The organism is Flavobacterium adiutor (assembly GCF_048282555.1).
Classification (GTDB): domain Bacteria; phylum Bacteroidota; class Bacteroidia; order Flavobacteriales; family Flavobacteriaceae; genus Flavobacterium.
Genome location: NZ_CP182487.1, coordinates 2,946,111 through 2,966,954, shown reverse-complemented (window position 1 = coordinate 2,966,954; position 20,844 = coordinate 2,946,111). Strand labels below are relative to the sequence as shown.

At 32.0% G+C, this 20,844-nt stretch carries 19 protein-coding genes and 1 pseudogene; 8 read left to right on the top strand and 12 right to left on the bottom strand.

The features are described 5' to 3' along the window. Window positions 1-62: 62 nt before the first annotated feature. Complete coding sequence (locus ACNC7R_RS12385; RefSeq protein WP_417941393.1) at window positions 63-1,466, bottom strand: arginine decarboxylase; 1,404 nt, start codon at window positions 1,464-1,466, stop codon at window positions 63-65. 291 nt (window positions 1,467-1,757) lie between these two features. Further along, window positions 1,758-2,825: a 3-dehydroquinate synthase gene (gene aroB / locus ACNC7R_RS12380; RefSeq protein ID WP_417941392.1), complete on the bottom strand. Its 1,068-nt coding sequence runs from the start codon at window positions 2,823-2,825 to the stop codon at window positions 1,758-1,760. A gap of 291 nt (window positions 2,826-3,116) precedes the next feature. On the opposite strand from aroB, the gene ACNC7R_RS12375 reads away from it, so the two are divergent. Further along, window positions 3,117-4,286 (top strand): proline dehydrogenase family protein, encoded by a 1,170-nt coding sequence (locus ACNC7R_RS12375; RefSeq protein ID WP_417941391.1) that lies wholly within the window; start codon window positions 3,117-3,119, stop codon window positions 4,284-4,286. A gap of 75 nt (window positions 4,287-4,361) precedes the next feature. Here the strand turns inward: ACNC7R_RS12375 and purU are convergent, their stop codons facing one another. From purU to ACNC7R_RS12355, 4 genes are all read right to left on the bottom strand, one after another. Then, window positions 4,362-5,216 (bottom strand): formyltetrahydrofolate deformylase, encoded by an 855-nt coding sequence (gene purU / locus ACNC7R_RS12370; protein WP_417941390.1) that lies wholly within the window; start codon window positions 5,214-5,216, stop codon window positions 4,362-4,364. Window positions 5,217-5,246: 30 nt separating this feature from the next. Beyond that, window positions 5,247-5,966 (bottom strand): DUF4197 domain-containing protein, encoded by a 720-nt coding sequence (locus ACNC7R_RS12365; protein WP_417941389.1) that lies wholly within the window; start codon window positions 5,964-5,966, stop codon window positions 5,247-5,249. A gap of 229 nt (window positions 5,967-6,195) precedes the next feature. Further along, entirely contained in the window at window positions 6,196-6,819 is a 624-nt protein-coding gene (locus ACNC7R_RS12360; RefSeq protein ID WP_417941388.1) for a hypothetical protein, read from the bottom strand. A gap of 161 nt (window positions 6,820-6,980) precedes the next feature. Continuing rightward, a complete protein-coding gene (locus ACNC7R_RS12355) occupies window positions 6,981-8,084 on the bottom strand; it encodes a pectate lyase family protein (protein ID WP_417941387.1) in 1,104 nt (367 codons plus the stop codon). Between the two features lie 239 nt (window positions 8,085-8,323). Here ACNC7R_RS12355 and ACNC7R_RS12350 point away from each other — a divergent pair, with 239 nt between their 5' ends. From ACNC7R_RS12350 to ACNC7R_RS12335, 4 genes are all read left to right on the top strand, one after another. Next, window positions 8,324-8,893: a Crp/Fnr family transcriptional regulator gene (locus ACNC7R_RS12350; protein ID WP_417941386.1), complete on the top strand. Its 570-nt coding sequence runs from the start codon at window positions 8,324-8,326 to the stop codon at window positions 8,891-8,893. Between the two features lie 209 nt (window positions 8,894-9,102). Beyond that, on the top strand, window positions 9,103-12,543 hold the full coding sequence (locus ACNC7R_RS12345) for a methylmalonyl-CoA mutase family protein (protein ID WP_417941385.1): 3,441 nt from the start codon (window positions 9,103-9,105) through the stop codon (window positions 12,541-12,543). 280 nt (window positions 12,544-12,823) lie between these two features. Further along, entirely contained in the window at window positions 12,824-13,546 is a 723-nt protein-coding gene (locus tag ACNC7R_RS12340) for a hypothetical protein (protein ID WP_417941384.1), read from the top strand. 102 nt (window positions 13,547-13,648) lie between these two features. Further along, window positions 13,649-14,749: an ImmA/IrrE family metallo-endopeptidase gene (locus ACNC7R_RS12335; RefSeq protein ID WP_417941383.1), complete on the top strand. Its 1,101-nt coding sequence runs from the start codon at window positions 13,649-13,651 to the stop codon at window positions 14,747-14,749. 178 nt (window positions 14,750-14,927) lie between these two features. Here ACNC7R_RS12335 and ACNC7R_RS12330 read toward each other — a convergent pair whose 3' ends face one another. Both ACNC7R_RS12330 and ACNC7R_RS12325 read right to left on the bottom strand, forming a co-directional pair. Continuing rightward, complete coding sequence (locus ACNC7R_RS12330) at window positions 14,928-15,239, bottom strand: hypothetical protein (protein WP_417941382.1); 312 nt, start codon at window positions 15,237-15,239, stop codon at window positions 14,928-14,930. Window positions 15,240-15,359: 120 nt separating this feature from the next. Continuing rightward, complete coding sequence (locus ACNC7R_RS12325; RefSeq protein WP_417943171.1) at window positions 15,360-16,262, bottom strand: IS982 family transposase; 903 nt, start codon at window positions 16,260-16,262, stop codon at window positions 15,360-15,362. Between the two features lie 553 nt (window positions 16,263-16,815). Here ACNC7R_RS12325 and ACNC7R_RS12320 point away from each other — a divergent pair. Further along, on the top strand, window positions 16,816-17,391 hold the full coding sequence (locus tag ACNC7R_RS12320; RefSeq protein ID WP_417941381.1) for a hypothetical protein: 576 nt from the start codon (window positions 16,816-16,818) through the stop codon (window positions 17,389-17,391). Beyond that, window positions 17,366-17,494 (top strand): annotated as a pseudogene (locus ACNC7R_RS12315) (transcriptional regulator); the annotation flags it as partial. The gene ACNC7R_RS12320 and the pseudogene ACNC7R_RS12315, both read left to right, overlap by 26 nt. Before the next feature lie 70 nt (window positions 17,495-17,564). Here the strand turns inward: ACNC7R_RS12315 and ACNC7R_RS12310 are convergent. Next, a complete protein-coding gene (locus tag ACNC7R_RS12310) occupies window positions 17,565-17,936 on the bottom strand; it encodes a flagellar motor protein MotB (RefSeq protein ID WP_417941380.1) in 372 nt (123 codons plus the stop codon). Window positions 17,937-18,148: 212 nt separating this feature from the next. Here ACNC7R_RS12310 and ACNC7R_RS12305 point away from each other — a divergent pair, with 212 nt between their 5' ends. Next, window positions 18,149-18,586 carry a hypothetical protein gene (locus tag ACNC7R_RS12305; RefSeq protein WP_417941379.1) on the top strand — a complete coding sequence of 146 codons (438 nt, stop codon included), beginning with the start codon at window positions 18,149-18,151 and terminating at the stop codon, window positions 18,584-18,586. Between the two features lie 48 nt (window positions 18,587-18,634). Here the strand turns inward: ACNC7R_RS12305 and ACNC7R_RS12300 are convergent, their stop codons facing one another. From ACNC7R_RS12300 to ACNC7R_RS12290, 3 genes are all read right to left on the bottom strand, one after another. Beyond that, window positions 18,635-19,021 carry a secretion protein gene (locus ACNC7R_RS12300; RefSeq protein ID WP_417941378.1) on the bottom strand — a complete coding sequence of 129 codons (387 nt, stop codon included), beginning with the start codon at window positions 19,019-19,021 and terminating at the stop codon, window positions 18,635-18,637. A 389-nt stretch (window positions 19,022-19,410) separates the two neighbouring features. Continuing rightward, window positions 19,411-19,818: a T9SS type A sorting domain-containing protein gene (locus ACNC7R_RS12295; protein WP_417941377.1), complete on the bottom strand. Its 408-nt coding sequence runs from the start codon at window positions 19,816-19,818 to the stop codon at window positions 19,411-19,413. A gap of 337 nt (window positions 19,819-20,155) precedes the next feature. Then, complete coding sequence (locus ACNC7R_RS12290; RefSeq protein WP_417941376.1) at window positions 20,156-20,563, bottom strand: T9SS type A sorting domain-containing protein; 408 nt, start codon at window positions 20,561-20,563, stop codon at window positions 20,156-20,158. Window positions 20,564-20,844 lie beyond the last annotated feature (281 nt).

Sequence of the window (20,844 nt, the reverse complement as noted above, 5' to 3'; positions counted from 1 at the left end):
TTTTTGGAATGCTGCAAATTAATAATTTTTATAACGATTAACTTTTAATTTGCAGATTTTTTTTATGCTTTTTTAGTATAACCTAAAATTTTTAAAACATCATCAGAAGTTTGCTGTTCTGAGAAAACTTCGGTTGCTAAAATTCCGTTTTCGTCACGATCAATTAAAATATGTTTAGGCTGTGGAATCAGACAGTGGTGTAAACCTCCGTATCCTCCAATAGTTTCCTGATATGCACCTGTATTAAAGAAACCAATATACAACGGTTTTTCCTTGTTGTATTTAGGAAGATAAATGGCGTTCATGTTTTGTTCAGAATTGTAGTAGTCATCGCTGTCACAAGTTAAACCTCCCAATAAAACCCGCTCATAGGTATCGTTCCAGCGGTTCACTGCAAGCATAATAAAACGTTTATTGATAGCCCACGTGTCAGGTAAAGTAGTAATGAATGAGGAGTCAATCATATTCCATTTTTCCCTGTCATTTTGTTGTTTCTGATATAAAATCTGATAGATAGCACCGCCACTTTCACCTACTGTGAATGATCCAAATTCTGTAAAAATATTAGGAACATCGACTTCAGCTTCGTCACAGGCAATTTTAATCTGATTGATAATTTCATCAATCATATATTGGTAATCATATTCGAATGCTAGTGAATTTTTAATTGGAAAACCGCCTCCAATGTTTAGTCCATCAAGGGTAGGGCATTCTCTTTTTAGGGCAATATATACTTTGATACATTTTACCAGTTCATTCCAATAATATGCCGTATCGTTTATTCCGGTATTAATGAAAAAGTGAAGCATCTTAAGCTCTAATTTATCATTTTCCTGAATTTGTTTTTTATAAAAAGAAACGATGTTTTTATATCCGATACCTAATCTGGACGTATAAAACTCAAATTTTGGTTCTTCTTCAGCAGCAATACGGATTCCGATTTTGAATTTTCCTTTTATTTCTCCCTGAAGCAAATCTAGCTCTTCATAGTTGTCAATAATCGGAATCGTATTTTTATGCCCGTTATTGATCAGTCTTGCAATATTGGTAATATATTCATCCCTTTTAAACCCATTGCAGATTACGTAAGTACTTTTGTTGATCTTGCCATTTTCAAGTAAATTTTCTACAATATTAATATCAAAAGCAGATGATGTTTCTACGTGAATATTGTTTTTGAAAGCCTCATTCATAATATATTCAAAATGAGAGCTTTTTGTGCAATAGCAATAGTAATACTTGGCGTCGTATTTGTTCTTTTCCATTGATTTTCTGAACCAGCCTTTTGCTTTGTTAATATTTTCAGAAATCTGTGGTAAATACGTGAATTTCAAAGGAGTGCCATACTGTTCAACTAATTTCATTAAATCAATATTATGAAATAATAAGTTGTCTTTGTTCAGTTTGAATTCTTCTTGAGGGAAATAGTATGTTTGATTGATTAAGTCAGAATATTTTGTATTCATTTAGTCCAATATTTAGAATGTATTTTAATTTAGTAAACGTCTCTAAATCTTAATTCAAACCCTGATATTGGCAAATACAATTTCCAGTTTTTCGTGCTCTGCCTTTGAGCATAAAAAAACGTCGAGACAAAACGGACTCCTGCTATTGTAAACACGGTTCAACATCCTTAATAAAGAACTGTTGAGTCTGTTTCTGTAAGAGCTGAAATGTCTTTGTCTGCTGTTTGTTTTCATTGGGGCAAATGTAAAAAATAATATATACCTAATGCAACGCTTTTTCTTAAAAAAAGTTTAAGACTTATAATCCTGAAACGCATCCAGAATTAATTTGTTTTCAACAGATTGATTAATTTTTATCTTTCCGATGCCTTCAATAAGGGCAAACTGAATTAAACCGTACTCATTTTTTTTGTCGTGGATAAGTAATTCTAGTATGGGATCTATGTCGTCCTCTTCAAATTTTACATCATCGTAAATACTTTTTATTGCCGTTTTGATTTCGGCGTATTCTTCAGCTGAAATAAGGTTTTTTTGTAATGAAATATAACTTTCTAAAATCATTCCGACAGCAATGGCTTCACCATGAAGTAATGTTGTTTTATGCTCACTTTCTAAAAAGTAGCCTTCGATAGCATGACCTAAAGTATGGCCAAAATTTAATGCCTTGCGTATGTTTTTCTCAGTTGGATCCTGAATTACGATTTCATTTTTTATTTCAACAGAGCGATAGATTAATTCATCAAAATCTGCGTAATCTATGGATTTTAAATCTAAAAACTGTTTCCAATACGCAGCGTCATAGATAAGACCGTGTTTAAGCATTTCTGCCAGACCAGAACGCATTTCGCTTTTTGGTAAAGTTTCCAGATACTTTGTATCAATTAAAACCATTTGCGGCACATTAATCACGCCAATTTGATTTTTAAGATTTCCTAAATCAACTCCTGTTTTTCCTCCCACAGAGGCATCCACCATAGCTAATAAAGTGGTTGGAATATTGATAAAGTTTACTCCGCGTTTAAATGTAGAAGCCACAAAACCTCCCAAATCTGTGACAACGCCTCCACCAAGATTAATGACAAGCGATTTTCTGTCTGCACCTAATTCAGTAAGTATTTTCCATACTTCAATACAGGTTTCTATATTTTTGTTCGCTTCTCCCGATTCAAATTCGATAATTTCAATTGTTAAATCGGTTTCCAGTAAAGGCAAGAATTTAGGTAAACAATGCTCATTTGTTTTATCATCAACAATAATAAAAATAGTAGAGTATTTATTCTCTCTTAAATGGTTGTTTAAAGCTTCGTATGCATTTTGGTTAAAATGGACTAAATAATTATTTGCTTGAATAGATTGCATAATTCTTCGGTTAATTGAATCCGCAAAATAAGGCATTTTAAACTAAATAATATTCAAAACCCGATTCTAATTTGTTTAAAAAATGAGCTTTCATATTAATTCAAACAGAATTTCTGATTGAATATACAGTAAATATATTTAGTTGTTTTTTTTGCTCATTTCGTTAATAGCGTAATAGTTGGAATTGAGATTTATAATTAGAGCTTCTGTGTTATATTTTTTTTAAAAATATAATTGTTTTGTTAAATAATATTCAGAACACTCTTTATCTTTGCCTTAAAACTAAACTTAATGGAAAAAATATTCGACAATACTCAGGTAGCCTTTTCGTTAAAAAGCGATACTGAGCTAGATAGGGCTTACTTTCTTTTTAAAATGATTGACAGTGAACCTTTGGTTAGGATTGGAACTGCTGTTACCAATTTTGCTATTAAAGCACATCTTCCTGTTGAAGGTCTTATTCGTGCTACAGTTTTCGATCATTTTTGTGGCGGCGTAAATGAAAATGATTGTCTTACTGTCGTAGATAAAATGTTTACAAAAGGCGTTTCATCTGTTTTGGATTATTCTGTCGAAGGAAAAGAAGAGGAAGAACAGTTTGATGCTGCATTAGAAATGACGCTGCGAACAATAGAATTTGCCAAGGAACGACTTGCAATTCCGTTTGCAGTTTTTAAGCCAACGGGATTAGGCCGTTTTGAATTGTATGAAAAATTAGGAGAAAAGCAAACATTAACTTCAAAAGAACAGGAAGAATGGAAAAGGGTGGTAGCTCGTTTTGACCGTGTTTGCAGTGAAGCACATAAAAAAGATGTAGCATTATTAATTGATGCAGAAGAAAGCTGGATGCAGGATGCGGCTGATGACTTGGTGACTGATATGATGCGTAAGTACAACAAAGATAAGGTTATTGTTTTTAATACCCTGCAATTGTACCGATGGGATCGTTTGGATTATCTGAAAAGGCTACATGAGGTTGCTAAAAAAGATGGTTTTTATATAGGTATGAAATTAGTTCGTGGTGCCTACATGGAAAAAGAAAATAAAAGAGCCGAAGAAAAAAATTATGTTTCTCCTATTTGTGTTTCTAAGGAAGCTACAGATGATAATTACGATGCGGCTGTTCAGTATATGCTGGATCATTTGGATAGTATGTCAATATTTGCAGGAACTCATAACGAATTGAGTTCGTATAAATTGATGGAAATGATGCAACAAAAAGGAATTAGCAAAAACGACAACAAAGTTTGGTTTGGACAATTATACGGAATGAGTGATAACATTAGTTACAATCTGGCTGAAAACGGTTATAATGTTGCAAAATACTTGCCATTCGGACCCGTGAAAGATGTTATGCCTTATCTGATTCGCCGTGCTGAAGAGAATACTTCTGTAGCTGGACAAACAAGTCGTGAATTGTCTATGATTAAGGCTGAACGTAAAAGAAGAAAAGGGAAATGATTTTTTAATATTATAATACATAGAGCCGTTTCAAATAATCTGAAACGGCTTCTTTGCTTTATAGTTTTTAAGTCTTTAAGAAAAAACAACCGTTTTGTTGCTGTAAACCATTGTTTTGCGTTCAGAATGTAATTTTATGGCTCTTGCTAAAACGATTCGTTCCAGATCACGTCCTTTCATGATAAAGTCTTCAACCGAATGAATATGAGAGACACGTGCAATATCCTGTTCAATAATCGGACCTTCATCTAACTCTTCAGTCACGTAATGACTCGTGGCACCAATAATTTTTACGCCTCTTTTAAATGCCGAATGATATGGTTTTGCTCCCGGAAATGCAGGTAAGAACGAATGGTGTATATTGATGATCTTGTTTTCGTAAAGCGAAATCAAACCAGGTGTAATAATCTGCATATAACGTGCCAGAACGATAAAATTGATTTGATATCTTTTTAAAAGCTCAATTTGTTTGGCTTCGCCCTCTTCTTTATTGTCTTTGGTGAAAGGAACACAGTGAAACGGAATGTCAAAACGTTCTGCAATAGAACGTAAATCGTTGTGATTACTTATAATAACCGGAATTTCAACATTTAGCTCGCCGGCACTGTAACGTCCTAAAATATCAAACAAACAGTGATCATATTTAGAAACAAACAAGGCCATTTTAGGTTTCTGCTCCTGATTGTATAAGTCCCATGACATGTCAAAATCAGTTGCTATGGTTTGGTTAAAATCGTCTTTTATGGCCTCAATATGGATATTATGATTTGTTAAGTCACATTCCAATCGCATAAAAAATACATTTTGTTCTGTATCCACATGCTGATCGATGTAGGTAATATTACCTTCTACTTTGGCAATAAAAGCGGTTACTGCAGCAATAATTCCTTTTTGATCCTTACAGTGTATCAGAATAGTTATTTTTTGCATTATTATTTTTTCGGTTAATCGGTTAATAGTTTATTTCTTGTCCTGTATGGCAAAAACACTTTTTAACAACGGGGTTGTTCTTGCGCTGATGTTATTTCGAATTTCCTTTTCTTCAACTGCAATCATTTTAAAAACGCCGGTTAAAGCCTGATTGGTTGTGTAATCTGTCAGGTCGGGATTTACTTTTTTTACTAGTGGAATCGTGTTATATTTTGTAATGATTTTTGTCCATACAGCATCAGCGCCTACTTTTTCAAAAGAACTTTTGATTACCGGATTAAATTTGGCATACAATGCAGTAGTAGTGGTGCCTTGTAAATAATTTGTAGCAGCATTGTCATTGCCTAATAAAATATTTTTGGCATCAGTAAAAGTCATGTTTTTTACTGCCGAAACAAAGATAGGTGTAGCTTCTTTTACTGCATCTTCTGCAGCACGATTCAGCATTTTGATACCTTCGTCAGCCAGGGAGCTAAGACCAATTTTTCGTAAAGTGGCATCCACTTTCTGTAATTCTTCAGGCATTAGAATTTTTACTGCTTCATTTTTATAGAAACCATCGACAGCGGTTAGTTTGCTCACCTGTTGTGTAATTCCTTTATTCAAAGCTTCTTTTAAGCCAGAAGCGATATCGACACCGCCAACACCTGGGATTTGCGATGATAATTGTGGTAACTGATTTAAAGTTTGTTGTACCTGTGCACAGGAATTAAGAGAAAATGCTACGGCAAGAAGTAATATCTTTTTCATTAAATGGGGTTTTATTAAGTTTCAAAAGTACTACTTATTCAAAAACAAAGCCACAATTTTATTTCAGGAGCATAAACATTTTGTTTCATAATTAACTTTTGTCCCGCTGTTCGCTAAATTCCGCACAAAAAAGTGCGGGATATCTCTTCCATCGGGGCTATTTTAGAAATTTTATTTTTTTTAAGGCGTTAAGTTTTTTTAGTAAAAACAAAGTTATAGTTATGTAAAACTACTGGAAACTACCGTAGATATTTTCTCTGTGAGTTTGTTTGATTTCACTTTTTGTAAATGAATAAGTTGATTCTTCAGTCCATTTCCAGTTTTTAGAATGTATCATATCTACACCAATTGCGGTATAAATAATTTTAATGGTATTTTGGTTGGTGGCCATTTTTAACTCAATAAGCTCATCTCTAATTTTTGCTGAAGATTCTTTTTTTTCGCAATACTCTAAATCCTCAATGACTTTTTTATCTTCTTTGAACCATTCTTTCAAAAAAGACAAGTGCGTCTCAGAACATTGGTAACCAAGATTAAGAGCAGTAAGAAGTTTACACTTTAAATTACTTTCATCATTTTTTTTATCTCCATCCCAATAGCATTCATTGCCAATAAAAGTCACAATATAGCCTAAAGCTGCGCGTTGTTGATTGGTTAATGTTTTAATGCAATTCTCATTCAACTGAACAGTATTGTTTTTGTCCAGCCAAAGTATTTTAATGTACGTATTTTCTAATATTTCACTTTCATTTTCCTTATTTATAGATGTAGTTTTTTGATTGTTTAAAGTTTGTGAGAAAAACGGTATGCTCAGACATAGAAAAATTAATAGAAAAAGGAGTCGTAAATTCATGAGAGTATATGTGAAATTATAATGATAAAAGTACTGGTTATATTTTGTTTTTCTGCATGGTTAATCTATTTGTTCTGTAATAAAGCATCATTGACAAATTAGCAATAACAAAAAAGCTATCCAAATTGGATAGCTTTTCCTGTAAAAACGATTTTTTATACTTAGAATGAACCGCAAATGTTGCCTGAAAATGTAGCCCCTGCATTTGCAGAAACATCAGATTTAACAGCAGACGCAGCAATTTTTATAATCGAATAAGGAGGTGTAAAAGCTGTGTTTTGTCCTGTTTTAGTACCCGTTATATTAGTAAAAATATTTCCAGATGTTACAGTTACAGCGGTAAAACCAGTCATCAGGTCAATTGGGTTTTTTACATTTTCAAACACATTGTCCTCAACGTTTATATTGGCCTCAAAACCAGCAGCGATACATTTATTGCTAACAGAACTATTGAAATAACTGTTAACAATATGTACTTTCCCAAATCGAACTCTAGGCATTCTTTCCTTGCATCCGCTAGCCCACCAGCAGCGAGCAAATGTGATTCTTAACTTGCCACGATCTGCAGTTGCTCCATCGCTTGAACCAATTAAATTAGAGTATCGGTGGTCATCTGAACCTCCTGAACCACCTGGTTTTGGAGCTTTGAGGTAAGTGAATTTTGAATATGAAACTGTGATGAAATCAGATTGGTTTTTAATGTCGAAGTTTCCGTCAACACCATCTCTGAATTCGCAATGGTCAACCCATACATTCTGGCAGTTGTCAAGAATTGCGTTATCCCATCCATCAGTATCATAAGCACCCGGACCTTCAAAAATAAGGTTTCTTATGATTAGGTTTTTACATCTTTTAATATTGATTATACCCGAGCCATCTTTAGTCTGGTTTGTTGATACCAGTTTTGCACCACTGGTGCCGTAAATAGTTTTACCAGTCTGATCCTGTAATGATAATCGGGCTGAAACAGTAATAGTGCCTGATACTTTGATCACTTTTACAGCACTGTTTTCAATAGCTGATTTCAATTGTGCATAAGTGGTTACTGTAGTTTCTGCCGATGTTCCTCCTCCGGTTGTGCTTCCGTTTTGAGAAGCCCATCCCGGCACTTCAGAGCAAACCCCAACTTTTGAAGTTGAAGCAGAAACTGTTTCATTATTGCTTAGCGCTGTGTTATCATTACTTTGATCGTCATCTGTGTTACAGGCTGCAAAACTTAAGGTAATCGCAAATAGCGAAATCGCAAATTTGGTTTTAAAATTCATAATGTTTTTTTGTTTGGTTATTACTACATTTTATAGTAATGCAAAGATCTTGATTAAATTTGGTGTAAAAATTGAACTTGTTCAATTATTTTGTAATTAATTTGAATATTTGATTTTTTTTATATTATTATTCTGAGTATAATATAATTTTTATATTTTTGCGTAATCGATTACATTATTTAAATTCACTCCCAAATTTTAAGAAATTTAGAAATTTTAATTAAGAAATAATTAAAAATATGTACGAAGAACTAAGGCAGAATATTGAAAGAAAAATCACTCTTACAGATCAGGAGTGGAACTTTATACTTGAAAAAACAGAGTTTATTAGACTAAAAAAGAATGAATTTTTGCAAATTCAGGATTCTAATAATGCTTATGAAGGTTTTATCCTGAAAGGCGCTTTTAAAACCTATATTTTGAATGAAAACGGAACAGAAAGTGTTATTTTCTTTTCTTTCGAGAATGAATGGATGTGCGATCTGGAAAGTTTTTATTACCACAAACTAACCAAATACAATATTAAGGCAATAGAAGACAGTGAAATACTAGTGATTAATAAATTGAACAAAGCACTCTTATTTAAGCAGGTTCCAAAATTAATTCAGTTTCATATCCTGATGGTAGAAAGGGCTAATATAGCGATACAGGAAAGGCTTCTTGATGTTTTAAACAAAACTTCAAAACAGCGGTATATTGAGTTTGTAAAGAAGTATCCCCAAAAGACTCAAAAAATAAATAATAAAAATTTGTCTTCTTATTTAGGAGTAACACACGAATTTTTATCAAAAATTAAAAAGAGTTTTTAATCGTAAACTCAAAGAACTAAATCCTTTTTTAGCTTGCTAACAAAATTAATTCGTTTAAAATCAATGTTTTATTTTGTTTTCTGAAATTTATTTGGATGATAAAAATTTTGTATATATGCGAAGTGTTTTTTTGTTAACATAAAACTTGCGTTTCATTGAATTGATGAAATATTTTGTAAATTGCGTTATAAAATTATCATATTCGTAAAATGGAACAACAAAAAACATATATTCCTGAAAATAAAGTAAGAATTGTAACCGCCGCTTCGCTTTTTGATGGTCATGATGCAGCTATCAATATTATGCGCCGTATTATCCAGTCAACTGGGGTTGAAGTAATTCACCTTGGGCATGACCGAAGTGTAGAGGAAGTTGTCAATACCGCCATTCAGGAAGATGTCAATGCTATTGCGATGACTTCTTATCAGGGAGGGCACAATGAATACTTTAAATATATGTATGATCTGCTTCGCGAAAAAGGAGCGGGACATATTAAAATCTTTGGCGGCGGCGGCGGTGTAATCCTGCCAAGCGAAATCGAAGAATTGCACGAATATGGTATTACCAGAATTTATTCTCCGGATGACGGACGTTCTTTAGGGCTTCAGGGAATGATTAATGATTTGGTTCAGCGTGCCGATTTTCCTATTGGAGATAAACTAAACGGAGAAATCGATCATATTGAAAGCAAAACGCCAACAGCAATTGCGCGTTTGATTTCTTCTGCAGAGAATTTCCCTGAAATAGCGAAACCAGTTTTTGATAAAATCCATGAAAGCAATACAAGTTCTAAAATTCCAGTTTTAGGAATTACTGGAACTGGTGGTGCCGGAAAATCGTCTTTGGTTGACGAATTGGTTCGCCGATTTTTAATTGATTTCCCGGAAAAAACAATCGGATTAATTTCTGTCGATCCTTCAAAAAGAAAAACGGGAGGAGCACTTTTGGGAGACAGAATCCGTATGAATGCCATTAATAATCCTCGTGTATATATGCGTTCGTTGGCGACACGTCAGTCGAATTTGGCTTTATCTAAATATGTAGCTGAAGCGATTCAGGTTTTGAAAGCCGCAAAATACGATTTGATTATTTTAGAAACTTCAGGAATTGGTCAATCGGATACCGAAATTATGGATCATTCTGATGTTTCTTTATATGTAATGACACCTGAATTTGGAGCTGCAACGCAATTAGAGAAAATCGACATGCTTGATTTTGCCGATTTAGTGGCTTTAAACAAATTTGATAAACGAGGCGCGCTTGATGCCCTGCGCGATGTAAAAAAACAATATCAAAGAAATCATAATCTTTGGGATAAAAATCCTGATGAAATGCCGGTCTTCGGAACAATTGCTTCGCAGTTTAACGATCCGGGAATGAACACGCTTTATAAAGCGATTATGGATAAAGTGGCAGAGAAAACCGATTCTGATTTAAAATCGACTTTTGAAATCACCAAAGAAATGAGCGAGAAAATCTTTGTGATTCCTCCAGGAAGAACGCGTTATTTGTCTGAAATTGCTGAGAATAACAGAAGTTATGATGAAACAGCCATTGCACAGCAAAAAGTAGCGCAGAAATTATACGGAATTTTCAAAACCATCGAATCGGTTTCGGGAAAAGTGCCTCAAATTATAAAAGCAGGAATCGACGATTCAACCGTTTTACCAACCGGAATCGCTGAACACGACGAAAACAGAATCTTTTTAAACCTTTTACTGAATCAGTTTGATAAAGTAAAAATGGATTTAGATCCGTACAATTGGGAAATTATCCTGAATTGGGCTGATAAAGTGGCGAAATACAAAAATCCAGTTTACTCGTTTAAAGTTCGTGATAAAGAAATCAAGATTGCAACACATTCTGAAAGTTTATCGCATTTACAGATTCCGAAAATTGCTTTGCCTAAATATGAAGGCTGGGGCGATATCCTGCGTTGGAATTTACAGGAAAATGTTCCTGGCGAATTTCCTTTTGCTTCGGGATTGTATCCGTTTAAACGTGAAGGTGAAGATCCCTCAAGAATGTTTGCGGGCGAGGGCGGACCAGAAAGAACGAACAAACGCTTTCATTATGTAAGTGCAGGAATGCCTGCAAAACGTCTTTCTACGGCTTTTGACAGCGTAACTTTATACGGAAACGATCCCGATTTGCGTCCGGATATTTATGGAAAAATTGGAAATGCGGGAGTTTCAATCTGCTGTTTAGATGATGCTAAAAAACTCTATTCAGGTTTCGATTTGGTTCATGCTTTAACTTCGGTAAGTATGACCATTAACGGGCCTGCACCAATGTTGTTAGGTTTCTTTATGAATGCCGCAATCGATCAACAATGTGAGATTTACATTAAAGCAAATGAATTAGAAAAAGAAGTTGAGGCTAAAATTAACAAATTGTACAAAAACAAAGGCATCGAACGACCAAGATACCAAGGCGATTTGCCAGAAGGAAATAATGGTTTAGGATTAATGCTTTTGGGCGTTACCGGAGATGAGGTTTTGCCTCAGGAAGTTTATAATGAAATAAAGGAAAAAACCTTATCGCAAGTTCGCGGAACGGTTCAGGCTGATATTTTAAAAGAAGATCAGGCGCAGAATACTTGTATTTTCTCAACCGAATTTGCTTTGCGATTAATGGGAGACGTTCAGGAATATTTTATTACTAAAAACGTTCGTAATTTCTATTCGGTTTCGATTTCAGGATATCATATTGCCGAGGCAGGAGCAAACCCAATTACGCAATTGGCATTTACGCTTTCAAATGGTTTCACTTACGTGGAATATTATTTGAGCCGTGGCATGAACATTAACGATTTTGGTCCGAATTTATCGTTCTTCTTCTCAAATGGAGTAGATCCAGAATATTCAGTAATTGGTCGTGTGGCGCGTAAAATTTGGGCAAAAGCCATGAAAAACAAATACGGAGCCAACGAAAGAGCACAAATGCTGAAATACCATATTCAAACTTCTGGACGTTCGTTACACGCTCAGGAAATTGATTTCAACGATATTAGAACGACTTTACAAGCTTTATATGCGATTTATGACAACTGTAATTCATTGCATACCAATGCGTACGATGAAGCGATTACAACACCAACAGAAGAATCGGTGCGTCGTGCCATGGCAATTCAGCTGATTATCAATAAAGAATTAGGTTTAGCGAAAAACGAAAACCCAATTCAGGGATCGTTTATCATCGAAGAATTAACCGATTTGGTTGAAGCTGCGGTTCTTCAAGAATTCGACAGAATTACTGAAAGAGGAGGGGTTCTTGGCGCAATGGAAACGATGTACCAAAGATCTAAAATTCAGGAAGAAAGTTTGTATTACGAAACCTTAAAACATAGTGGAGATTTCCCAATTGTGGGTGTAAACACTTTCTTAAGTTCAAAGGGTTCGCCAACGGTAATTCCGGCAGAAGTTATTCGCGCCACCGAAGAAGAAAAACAATATCAAATTACGATGCTGGATAACCTGCATAATTTCCACGAAGCAAAAGTAAACGAGCATTTAAATGCTTTACAACAAGCAGCTATTAAAAACGAAAACTTATTCGACCATTTAATGGAAGCTACAAAGGTTTGTTCTTTAGGTCAGATTACTTCGGCGTTGTTTAAAGTGGGTGGGCAGTATAGAAGGAATATATAGGATTTTTATTTGTATATTTATGTAAAAACCTCTCATTCTTGAGAGTTTTTTTGTTTAGATATAAATATATTGAGCTATTTAGTTAATTTATAATAACTAAATATGTTCTATTCTAATCGATTAATTTCGCAAATAAATAAATTAATTCTAAAAAACCAAACTTTTTTTAAAATATTTTAAAAAAAGTTTGGTTTTTGTTATAATTTTATGTACTTTTGCGCAAGTTCATTTAATAAAAAAGCCCATTAGGCAGAACGGGCAATTTAATAATTTACAGAGTATGAATAGAAAAGTTGAAAACACCAGGCAGGGTGTAGTCGTTAATCATTACGGCAAAGATAATTTAAATAAATCGGAAAAACAAATTCTAGAACCGATTTATAAGGATGTTGCTAATCCTCAAGCTGTCAAGGCTGAGATTGGTGATGTAATTTTAGTATTTAATCAAGAAATTAAAAAAGCTAAGAAAGAAGTTGATGGTAGGAAATTTGAAAATCCAATCAAATACAACCAAAGAGCATTTTATTCTCAAGATTTAAATGCAACTATTAAAGAGCATATTATCAAAAGAATGGAAACTGATAATGTTTTTAATAGTAAAGTTAAAATTAGAATGAACTCAGGTTCAATCTATTTTATAATAAAGGATAAATACATTTTGTATGTAAAAAGGCTTTATGGGAATCAAAATAAGCCAAATTGCTTTCCAACTCCAACTAGTGCCAAACTTTTTAATGGTACTTTATTTCCTGGTTTGGAAGACCACATTCCAGTATTGTTCATTGGACCAAATTTGAGTAATCTTAATGAAACGGATGCTTTTGTGACTTCATTGATTAGTAAAAAAGAGATTAATTGGAGTTTAGCTAGTAATAACTTGTTTAGTGAATCAGAAGTTAAGCAGCTTATTGTGACAAATGATGCTGTAGAATCAGATAAAGAAGTTGTAAGATTAAAGAAAGGCTTGGAAAGTTCAAGTCAAAAACAAATTAATAAAAAATAAAAAATAGAGCCTCGTTTGCCTAATGGCTTTTTTATTTATCTGAACAAAAAACAAAATAGATTTATTCATCATTTAAACTATAAAATCCCAAATTAAAATGATATGAGTACAATCAATATCGCAAGAATTAAATTAGCGAGAGAAAGTAGAGGATATTCTCAGTCCACTTTAGCAAAGGAAATGAGATCAGCTTCGCAAGTTCTATTGTCAAAAATAGAAAAAGGATTATCAAATGTCACTGATGATGTACTTTCGGAACTTAGTTCAATTCTAGAATATCCAAAAGAATTTTTCTATAAAAAGCATGATGTTTATCCATTAAAACATTTTTATTTTAGAAAAAATCTTGGAACAAGCATGGCTAAAGCAAGACTTTTGGAATCACAAATTAATATTGTAGCAGGTAATGTTTGTGATTTACTTGATGCTGTTGATGTAGACATTAATTTACCGTTTACTGATTTGTCAAAAACGGGATTGTCTCCAGAACAAATGGCAGATAGAGTTAGGGAATATTTTAAATTGCCTAAAGGTCCGATTAAAGACTTAATTAAATTAGTCGAGCAACAAGGTGTTATTATTCATTTTTATGATTTTAACCCAGACATAAAGATATCAGGAGTTAGTCTAATTACTCCAGTGGGTGTACCATTAATGATTATAAATAAAAACATACCAAATTCAAGGATTATTTTTACAATTGCTCATGAGTTGGGGCATATTTTAATGCATTTTACGGGAGGTATTATTAATGAAGATAGGGATGTAGAAAATGAAGCAGATAGATTTGCATCCAGTTTCTTGATGCCAAGTACAGAAATAAAATCTCAACTTTACTATTTGAATGATGAAAGATTAGGTGATTTAAAAAGATATTGGAAAGTTTCTATTCAGTCGCTTTTATATAGAGCTAGGGCTTTAGGGAATTTAACACCTGATCAATATCGACGATGGGTAACTAAAATAAGCTATTACGGGTGGAGAAAACAAGAACCTTTGGAGTTTGAAATTGGCGAACCTAGACTTTTGTTTAAAATGCTGAAACTTCATTTCGATGATCTTGAATATTCTAAAAAAGAATTAACATCAATGTTTGGTTTAAGTACTTTTGAGTTTGATAAGATGTATCTGCAAACATATTCAGATTTACATTGCTACTTAGATGTAGATACTAAAGTTAGGAAATTAAAGATTTCTTATTAAGGATTCCAGTCTAAGTTGTCTTGTGTGAGCAAGACGCTCACGTTAACAAAACACTAAATATCCTATTATTAAACATAGCCCATGGTTTCAACCACGGGCTATGTTTATATCGTTTTGAAGTATAAAAAAAGAAAATCATTCATTAACAACCTCCCCAACAAACCCCAAAAACTCCATTTCATCTATAGGAAACAAGACTCACATTAATAGTTGCACTTTTATCTTTTTTAGAAAAATTATGCATATCATTATCAAGTGCTAAAATACGTAATTTAAGTAAATCGGTAATAATGCAGCCGAGTTCTAGATAATTAACCGCTTTAAATTGCGCGGAATATGAATTGGCTTCATTAGTTGGTTTTAGCGTTGTAAAATACTGAGCGGTTAATTTTTGCAGTTTTTGTAGCTTTTCTGTTTCGTTTGTTTCCTCGTGCGCGCACAGATTTGTTTCCTTCCTGCATGTAATATCAAATAAAGTTTTTCTTTGCATGAATAACAATACTATGTATAATTTTTAATCTTAGATCATTTGTTAATAAGTATAACTAACTATTCCAGCGAAAAACTCTTTGACAAATTTTTAAATAACGTGAGTTCGATATAAGAATATTTAAGCAACAAGTCTGTTATTTTCAAAATCGACATTTATAGAAGGCTTTTTAGGAAAAAAAGAATAGGCTATAAGTCCTGATAGTAAGTTTGTTATAAAATTATCAAAACTCCTATGTCTTGTATGTTCTATTTGGCAAATATTTTTCAATTGATCATAAACAGTTTCGATTAATGATCGTTTTCTAAGCATAATTTTGTCTTGTAAAAGCATTATACTATTCTTCATATTCTTTTTGATTTTAGTGACCAAATGGACTCCATCAATAAAAAGTTGTTCAAACAAATCTTTTCCAATATATCCCTTATCTCCAAAAAGTTTTCCGAATATTCTTTTATGAAAGTTGTTGCTTTTTAATGGTTCTCTATCGTCAACACTGGCTTGAGTAAGCATAAAATCAAGAATTTCTCCTTTGTCGTTTATAATCAAATGCAACTTAAATCCAAAAAACCATCCTGTTGAAGTATGCCCTTTTGTTGCTAAATCCTTAAATGTTTTGTGTTGTTTTTCTCGTCTAATATGGCATGATCGTAAAGGGGTTGAGTCAATAATAGAAATTCCTGTACATTGTCCCAAACAACAAGTTTTCAAAAATAGCGCCATTGGCACAATAGCTTTTTTTTGAAGTTCTACAAATCTGTTATAGGAAACAAGGTTTGGGAATTCTTTTTTCAAATGCTTCCCAATATAAAACAAATAAAAATGCTTCAAATTTTTGTAACCCATAGCGTGGAAAAGCACTAAAATAGTCATAACTTCACTATCAGTCATCGTAAATTTTCGGTTTCTTTTCTTTGGAGAATCTTTTTCATTTAAGCTATGAGCAGTCATGGTTTTATCAAATTCTTTCGAGAATTCGTCTATAATAAAGTAAATTTCTGTAATTTTAGCATTGGATAACATAGGGATGGTTTTAATTGTAATTAGTTGTTTGTCAGACATTAATATACAAAAACCATCTCTGTTTTCCAAATATTTTTTACTTCCTTATATCGAACTCACGTTAAATAATAAATCGAATAAAAATTACTGGAAATATATTAGTGAATTAAGAAAGAGAACAGAAAAATATGTTTTTGAAAAAAGTAAAGAATTAACTAAATCAAATCTAGCTAAAGAAAAAATTATCGGAATAAACATTTTAGCTCAGTTTGGATTTTCTAGATTATATGTAAAGGAGATTTTAAAATATATTTCGGTTTATTAAAAACGGAAACGGATAAAATTAATTAGCGCTATTTTTTGTGGAATTGGTCATAATAATGAAAATAGAACTGAGAAACAAATGACAAAAATAATCAGTAAAATGAGAAAAAAAACAATTCTCTACTTTCTACTTCTTTTTATAATACTTTTTGGTTTGAAGATACTTTTAGGTAATTCTGGTACTTCTAATTATTAATAAATTCAAGGTATTTTTATATATTCGCTTAATAACTTAACCAAAGCAAAAAAAATGAATTATAATCCAAATTATAATGCCACTTATCAATTTGAAATTGATCCTAAAATAAAAGAGACTTACAAAAACGCAGATAGAATTTTTGGGTCTGATCCAGAATTTATTAGAAAAATATCTAAAAGGCTTTTAATAGTTGGAATAATAATACTGATAATAAGTATTAAGGCTGTGCTTGGTTTACTAATACTTAAAATAAATATTTTAACCTTAATAGCAGCAATTGGCGCTTTTTTGATTTATGCGTCGGTTTATCTACGTAAAAATATTTCCAAATTTCCAGTATTAATAGTGTATCCAGATGAAATACTTTTTAAAAAGCAGAAATATTTTGGTCGCTTTAAAACATTAGATATTTATAGTTTCTACAGCAAACCAGAAGAATTTGAAACCTTTGAAAAGTCGGATTTGAAACAAGTGATGATTCCAACTGGAATTTTTAACACGAGCGACCTTTGTATAAAAACAGCAACTAATGAAAAAGTATTTCTCTTATTAAATGTTGAAAAAGAATATCGAGACTATATTGCCCAATATTTACAACACTACTTGCACTTTCAATCCATTAAATAAATTAATGGAAACAGTAGAAGAAAATAAAAAACTGTACGAGCATTTGCTTCAGGCGGAAAAAGATAAAATCGATTATTTAGAAAAATTACTTAAAGGAAAATAATAAATCAATAGAAATATAAAAAGCAACCTCTTGTACGGGCTGCTTTTATTATTTTGAAAAGTACGATGTGTCAAACCTTCTTCTTAACCAGTTTCAGCTTTTCAAGGATAGCATCAGCCTTTTCATTTTCGCAAATGAATCGTAACGATTCAGCATAACGGTAATAATATTCAGGAGCTAAATCCAAAGTCAGCGAAAAAAGTTTACTGTACCATTCGGCAGCTTTTTCCAGTTTAAAATGTGAGAAAGAAGAATCTCCTAATTTTTGAAATAAATCTACAGACTTGTAGCCTTTTGCAGCAATTCTTTCGTACGTTTTCATTACATCAACATAAGCATAAGTATCGCTTACTTTGTTTGTAATAAAGACTTTTTCACTTTGGGCAGCAGCACTGAATGAAAAAATAGTCCCTAATACTAAAATAACAAGTCTTTTTTGCATAAGCGTCGGTTTAAGAGAATCGTTTGTGGTATTTTTTTGTTTTTGTTTTCGCAAATATATTTAAATCAGTGATATATGTCTTTTTTGCATGCTTTTTTTATGATTTTTAACTATTTACGATATGTTCTCTAAAAGTTTTCAGACATTTTTTATACAGGAAAATGTTTAATAAGATTATATGGTATAACTTTATAGTGTAAACCAGTCTCATTATGACAATCCAGGAGTATTCAAATAAAATAATCAATTTGAGTGTAGAGGAGGGAATTCCTCAGCTTTTTGATGATACTGATTTAGAAACTACAGTTTCAAAAATTTTGCAGGATAATTCAAAGATTTATTTTACGCTTCAGGATCTTTTTGAGGAATCAGTTGAATTGGTTAGTCTAAATAGGAAAATAATAAAATCATTCTCAGATGGTTTGGGCTTGCTGTTTTCGAGTGAAAAAGAAGCCGGAAATGTTTGCTTTGCCAATAGTATTGAATTACGTCCGGAATTCAGGCAAAGCTTTACAGTAATTGAACTTTTGGATTATGTTTATGCTTTTGCACGTACTTCTTTTTATAAAAAATCACGAAAAATAGCGATTACATCAGAAAAGGATCTTTTTTGGGAATTGGTGAAAATTGGGTTTCTTTCGAGAAAATAAAAAAACAGCCCTTGGGGATGGGCTGTTTTCTACAGGGGCAAAATAAAATTAACGACGAAAGGCAGGACTTTCGTTTACTGATCGGTCTAACGCAATTACTTTTGATGTTTTTGCATAAACCGTAATTTTATGATTTACCACTTTGTTGTTTTCTAAAACTTTTAGATAATAAGTTCCGACAGGATAAGTTTCAAGGCTAAAGGTCTTTGAAACTTCTAATTCATTGGTAGAAAATTCTCCCGTGTAAAGTAAATTTTGTTTTTCGTCAAGGATTGAAAAATTTGATTTTTCGTCAGCCTTGAGTGTAAAGCTCACTATTTTTCCATTTCTGGTTTTTATATATAATGCATAATCATCTTTTTGATTACCTGCATACGTACTTAATGTTGTTAAAAATACAGCTATAATAAAGCTCAGTCTTAAAATTTGCTTCATCTTTATATTAAAGTATTTAATCTTAATTTTCTTTTTTCGTGGTATTAACAAAACTACAAATTGTTCCCTTATATCAAAATTTTTTATTCAAATTTTATTAACACTAAGTTGTTGATTTAAAAGTGTTTCGGTGTTTTCTTACTATATTTATAAATTTTTTGAGCTTTTGATTGTATTTTTTTAATTTTTTCTAATGTTTTAATATTTAGGGTTGTAGGCGTTATAAATGATGTTTTGTTAAATTCTTAATGATATTTTATTTTCGAAAGTAAAATCTTAAATAAAAAAAACAGCTCAAGAACCACCAAGAGCTGTTTGAAAACCGTTAAGTTTTAAACTTTACTAACTATCTAACCTCATTTTTATACTTCTATGAAAGTATAAACTTTTTATCGTATTGCTACGCTTGTATTTTTATCAGAAGATTTTTCTTTGTAAACTGATGAAATTGCTTTTGCTGATAATATAGTTGTATTATCTGTAATCGTAATTTCATGTTTTATTGTTTTGACACCATCTTCAACTTCTAAAAAATAAGTTCCTTCAGGAAATTCCTCAAAGCTGAATGTTTTTAAGATTCCATTTTTACCTGAAGCTTTTTCAGAATAAATCAGGTTGCCGTCCTGATCATAAATAGATAAGTTGGCTTTTGTAACATTGTTTAATCCAAAAGTCACTTCTTTACCATTTCCTTTAATTACGTAAAGATCAAAATCATCATTACCGTCAATTGCATAAGTATTAACACCCACAAAAAGTAAGGCTACTACTAGACTTAATTTTAATATCATTTTCATAATTATATATTTTTAAATTACTCTTCAAATTTTATACTGCTAAATTACTTTAACAGATCAGTAAAATGCACAACTGTATTTTCTTATATATGTGCTATATTCTCATTTACGAAACCGTTATAGGTTAAAATTTGAATTATTATTGCTCTTAATGTTAATTTGGTTACTATTTTTTAATGTTTAGGTCATATGGTAAGTATAAGTACTTCTTTGTTTCCTTATTCATTTGATGTAGTTTTCTTTATAAAACAGGAAGGAGTGTAAAATAGCTTATTTGAAAATCGATAATAAAAAAAAACAGCCCGTTCGGAGCTGTTTTTAAAACGGTTAAGTTAAATTATTTAGCTTCTACATTGGTGCTTTTAGCAGAAGATTCTGTTTTGTAAACTGATGAAATCGGTTTTGATGATAATACGGCAATATTGCCTTTAATGATAATTTCGTGTGTTGTAGTTTTTACGTTATCTTCAAATTTCAGAAAATAAGTTCCTGAAGGGAATTCCTCGAAGCTGAAAGTTCTTAATATTCCATTTTTACCTGAAGCTCTTTCAGAATAAATAAGATTTCCTTCATTGTCATAAATAGATAAATTTGCTTTTGTGATATTATTTAATCCAAAAGTAACTTTATTCCCATTTCCTTTGATTACATGGAGAGTTCCGCCTTCACTTCCGTCAATTGCATATGTACTGATTCCTGAAAAAAGTACTGCTGCTATTACACTTAATTTTAATGTCTTTTTCATGGTTTTATTTTTTTAATTATTGTTCTAATTCTATACTGCTAAATTACTTCAATATATCAATTAAATGTATTGCTGTGTTTTCTAATATATATGCTATATTCTCATTTACGAAACCGTTATAGGTTAAAATATGAATTATTTTTTACGTTAATGTTAATTTGATGATTATTTAATAAAATTTACTAATAGGCTGCAGGGGTAAAAAAGAAGCTGTATTTTTTGAATTGCCACCCAAAAAAAGAAATAAAAAAAACAGCTCAAGAACCACCAAGAGCTGTTTT

Coding starts and splice junctions, on each gene's coding strand:
- ACNC7R_RS12385 (WP_417941393.1), bottom strand. CDS start 1,466: ATGAATACAAAATATTCTGACTTAATCAATCAAACATACTATTTCCCT.
- aroB (WP_417941392.1), bottom strand. CDS start 2,825: ATGCAATCTATTCAAGCAAATAATTATTTAGTCCATTTTAACCAAAAT.
- ACNC7R_RS12375 (WP_417941391.1), top strand. CDS start 3,117: ATGGAAAAAATATTCGACAATACTCAGGTAGCCTTTTCGTTAAAAAGC.
- purU (WP_417941390.1), bottom strand. CDS start 5,216: ATGCAAAAAATAACTATTCTGATACACTGTAAGGATCAAAAAGGAATT.
- ACNC7R_RS12365 (WP_417941389.1), bottom strand. CDS start 5,966: ATGAAAAAGATATTACTTCTTGCCGTAGCATTTTCTCTTAATTCCTGT.
- ACNC7R_RS12360 (WP_417941388.1), bottom strand. CDS start 6,819: ATGAATTTACGACTCCTTTTTCTATTAATTTTTCTATGTCTGAGCATA.
- ACNC7R_RS12355 (WP_417941387.1), bottom strand. CDS start 8,084: ATGAATTTTAAAACCAAATTTGCGATTTCGCTATTTGCGATTACCTTA.
- ACNC7R_RS12350 (WP_417941386.1), top strand. CDS start 8,324: ATGTACGAAGAACTAAGGCAGAATATTGAAAGAAAAATCACTCTTACA.
- ACNC7R_RS12345 (WP_417941385.1), top strand. CDS start 9,103: ATGGAACAACAAAAAACATATATTCCTGAAAATAAAGTAAGAATTGTA.
- ACNC7R_RS12340 (WP_417941384.1), top strand. CDS start 12,824: ATGAATAGAAAAGTTGAAAACACCAGGCAGGGTGTAGTCGTTAATCAT.
- ACNC7R_RS12335 (WP_417941383.1), top strand. CDS start 13,649: ATGAGTACAATCAATATCGCAAGAATTAAATTAGCGAGAGAAAGTAGA.
- ACNC7R_RS12330 (WP_417941382.1), bottom strand. CDS start 15,239: ATGCAAAGAAAAACTTTATTTGATATTACATGCAGGAAGGAAACAAAT.
- ACNC7R_RS12325 (WP_417943171.1), bottom strand. CDS start 16,262: ATGTTATCCAATGCTAAAATTACAGAAATTTACTTTATTATAGACGAA.
- ACNC7R_RS12320 (WP_417941381.1), top strand. CDS start 16,816: ATGAATTATAATCCAAATTATAATGCCACTTATCAATTTGAAATTGAT.
- ACNC7R_RS12310 (WP_417941380.1), bottom strand. CDS start 17,936: ATGCAAAAAAGACTTGTTATTTTAGTATTAGGGACTATTTTTTCATTC.
- ACNC7R_RS12305 (WP_417941379.1), top strand. CDS start 18,149: ATGACAATCCAGGAGTATTCAAATAAAATAATCAATTTGAGTGTAGAG.
- ACNC7R_RS12300 (WP_417941378.1), bottom strand. CDS start 19,021: ATGAAGCAAATTTTAAGACTGAGCTTTATTATAGCTGTATTTTTAACA.
- ACNC7R_RS12295 (WP_417941377.1), bottom strand. CDS start 19,818: ATGAAAATGATATTAAAATTAAGTCTAGTAGTAGCCTTACTTTTTGTG.
- ACNC7R_RS12290 (WP_417941376.1), bottom strand. CDS start 20,563: ATGAAAAAGACATTAAAATTAAGTGTAATAGCAGCAGTACTTTTTTCA.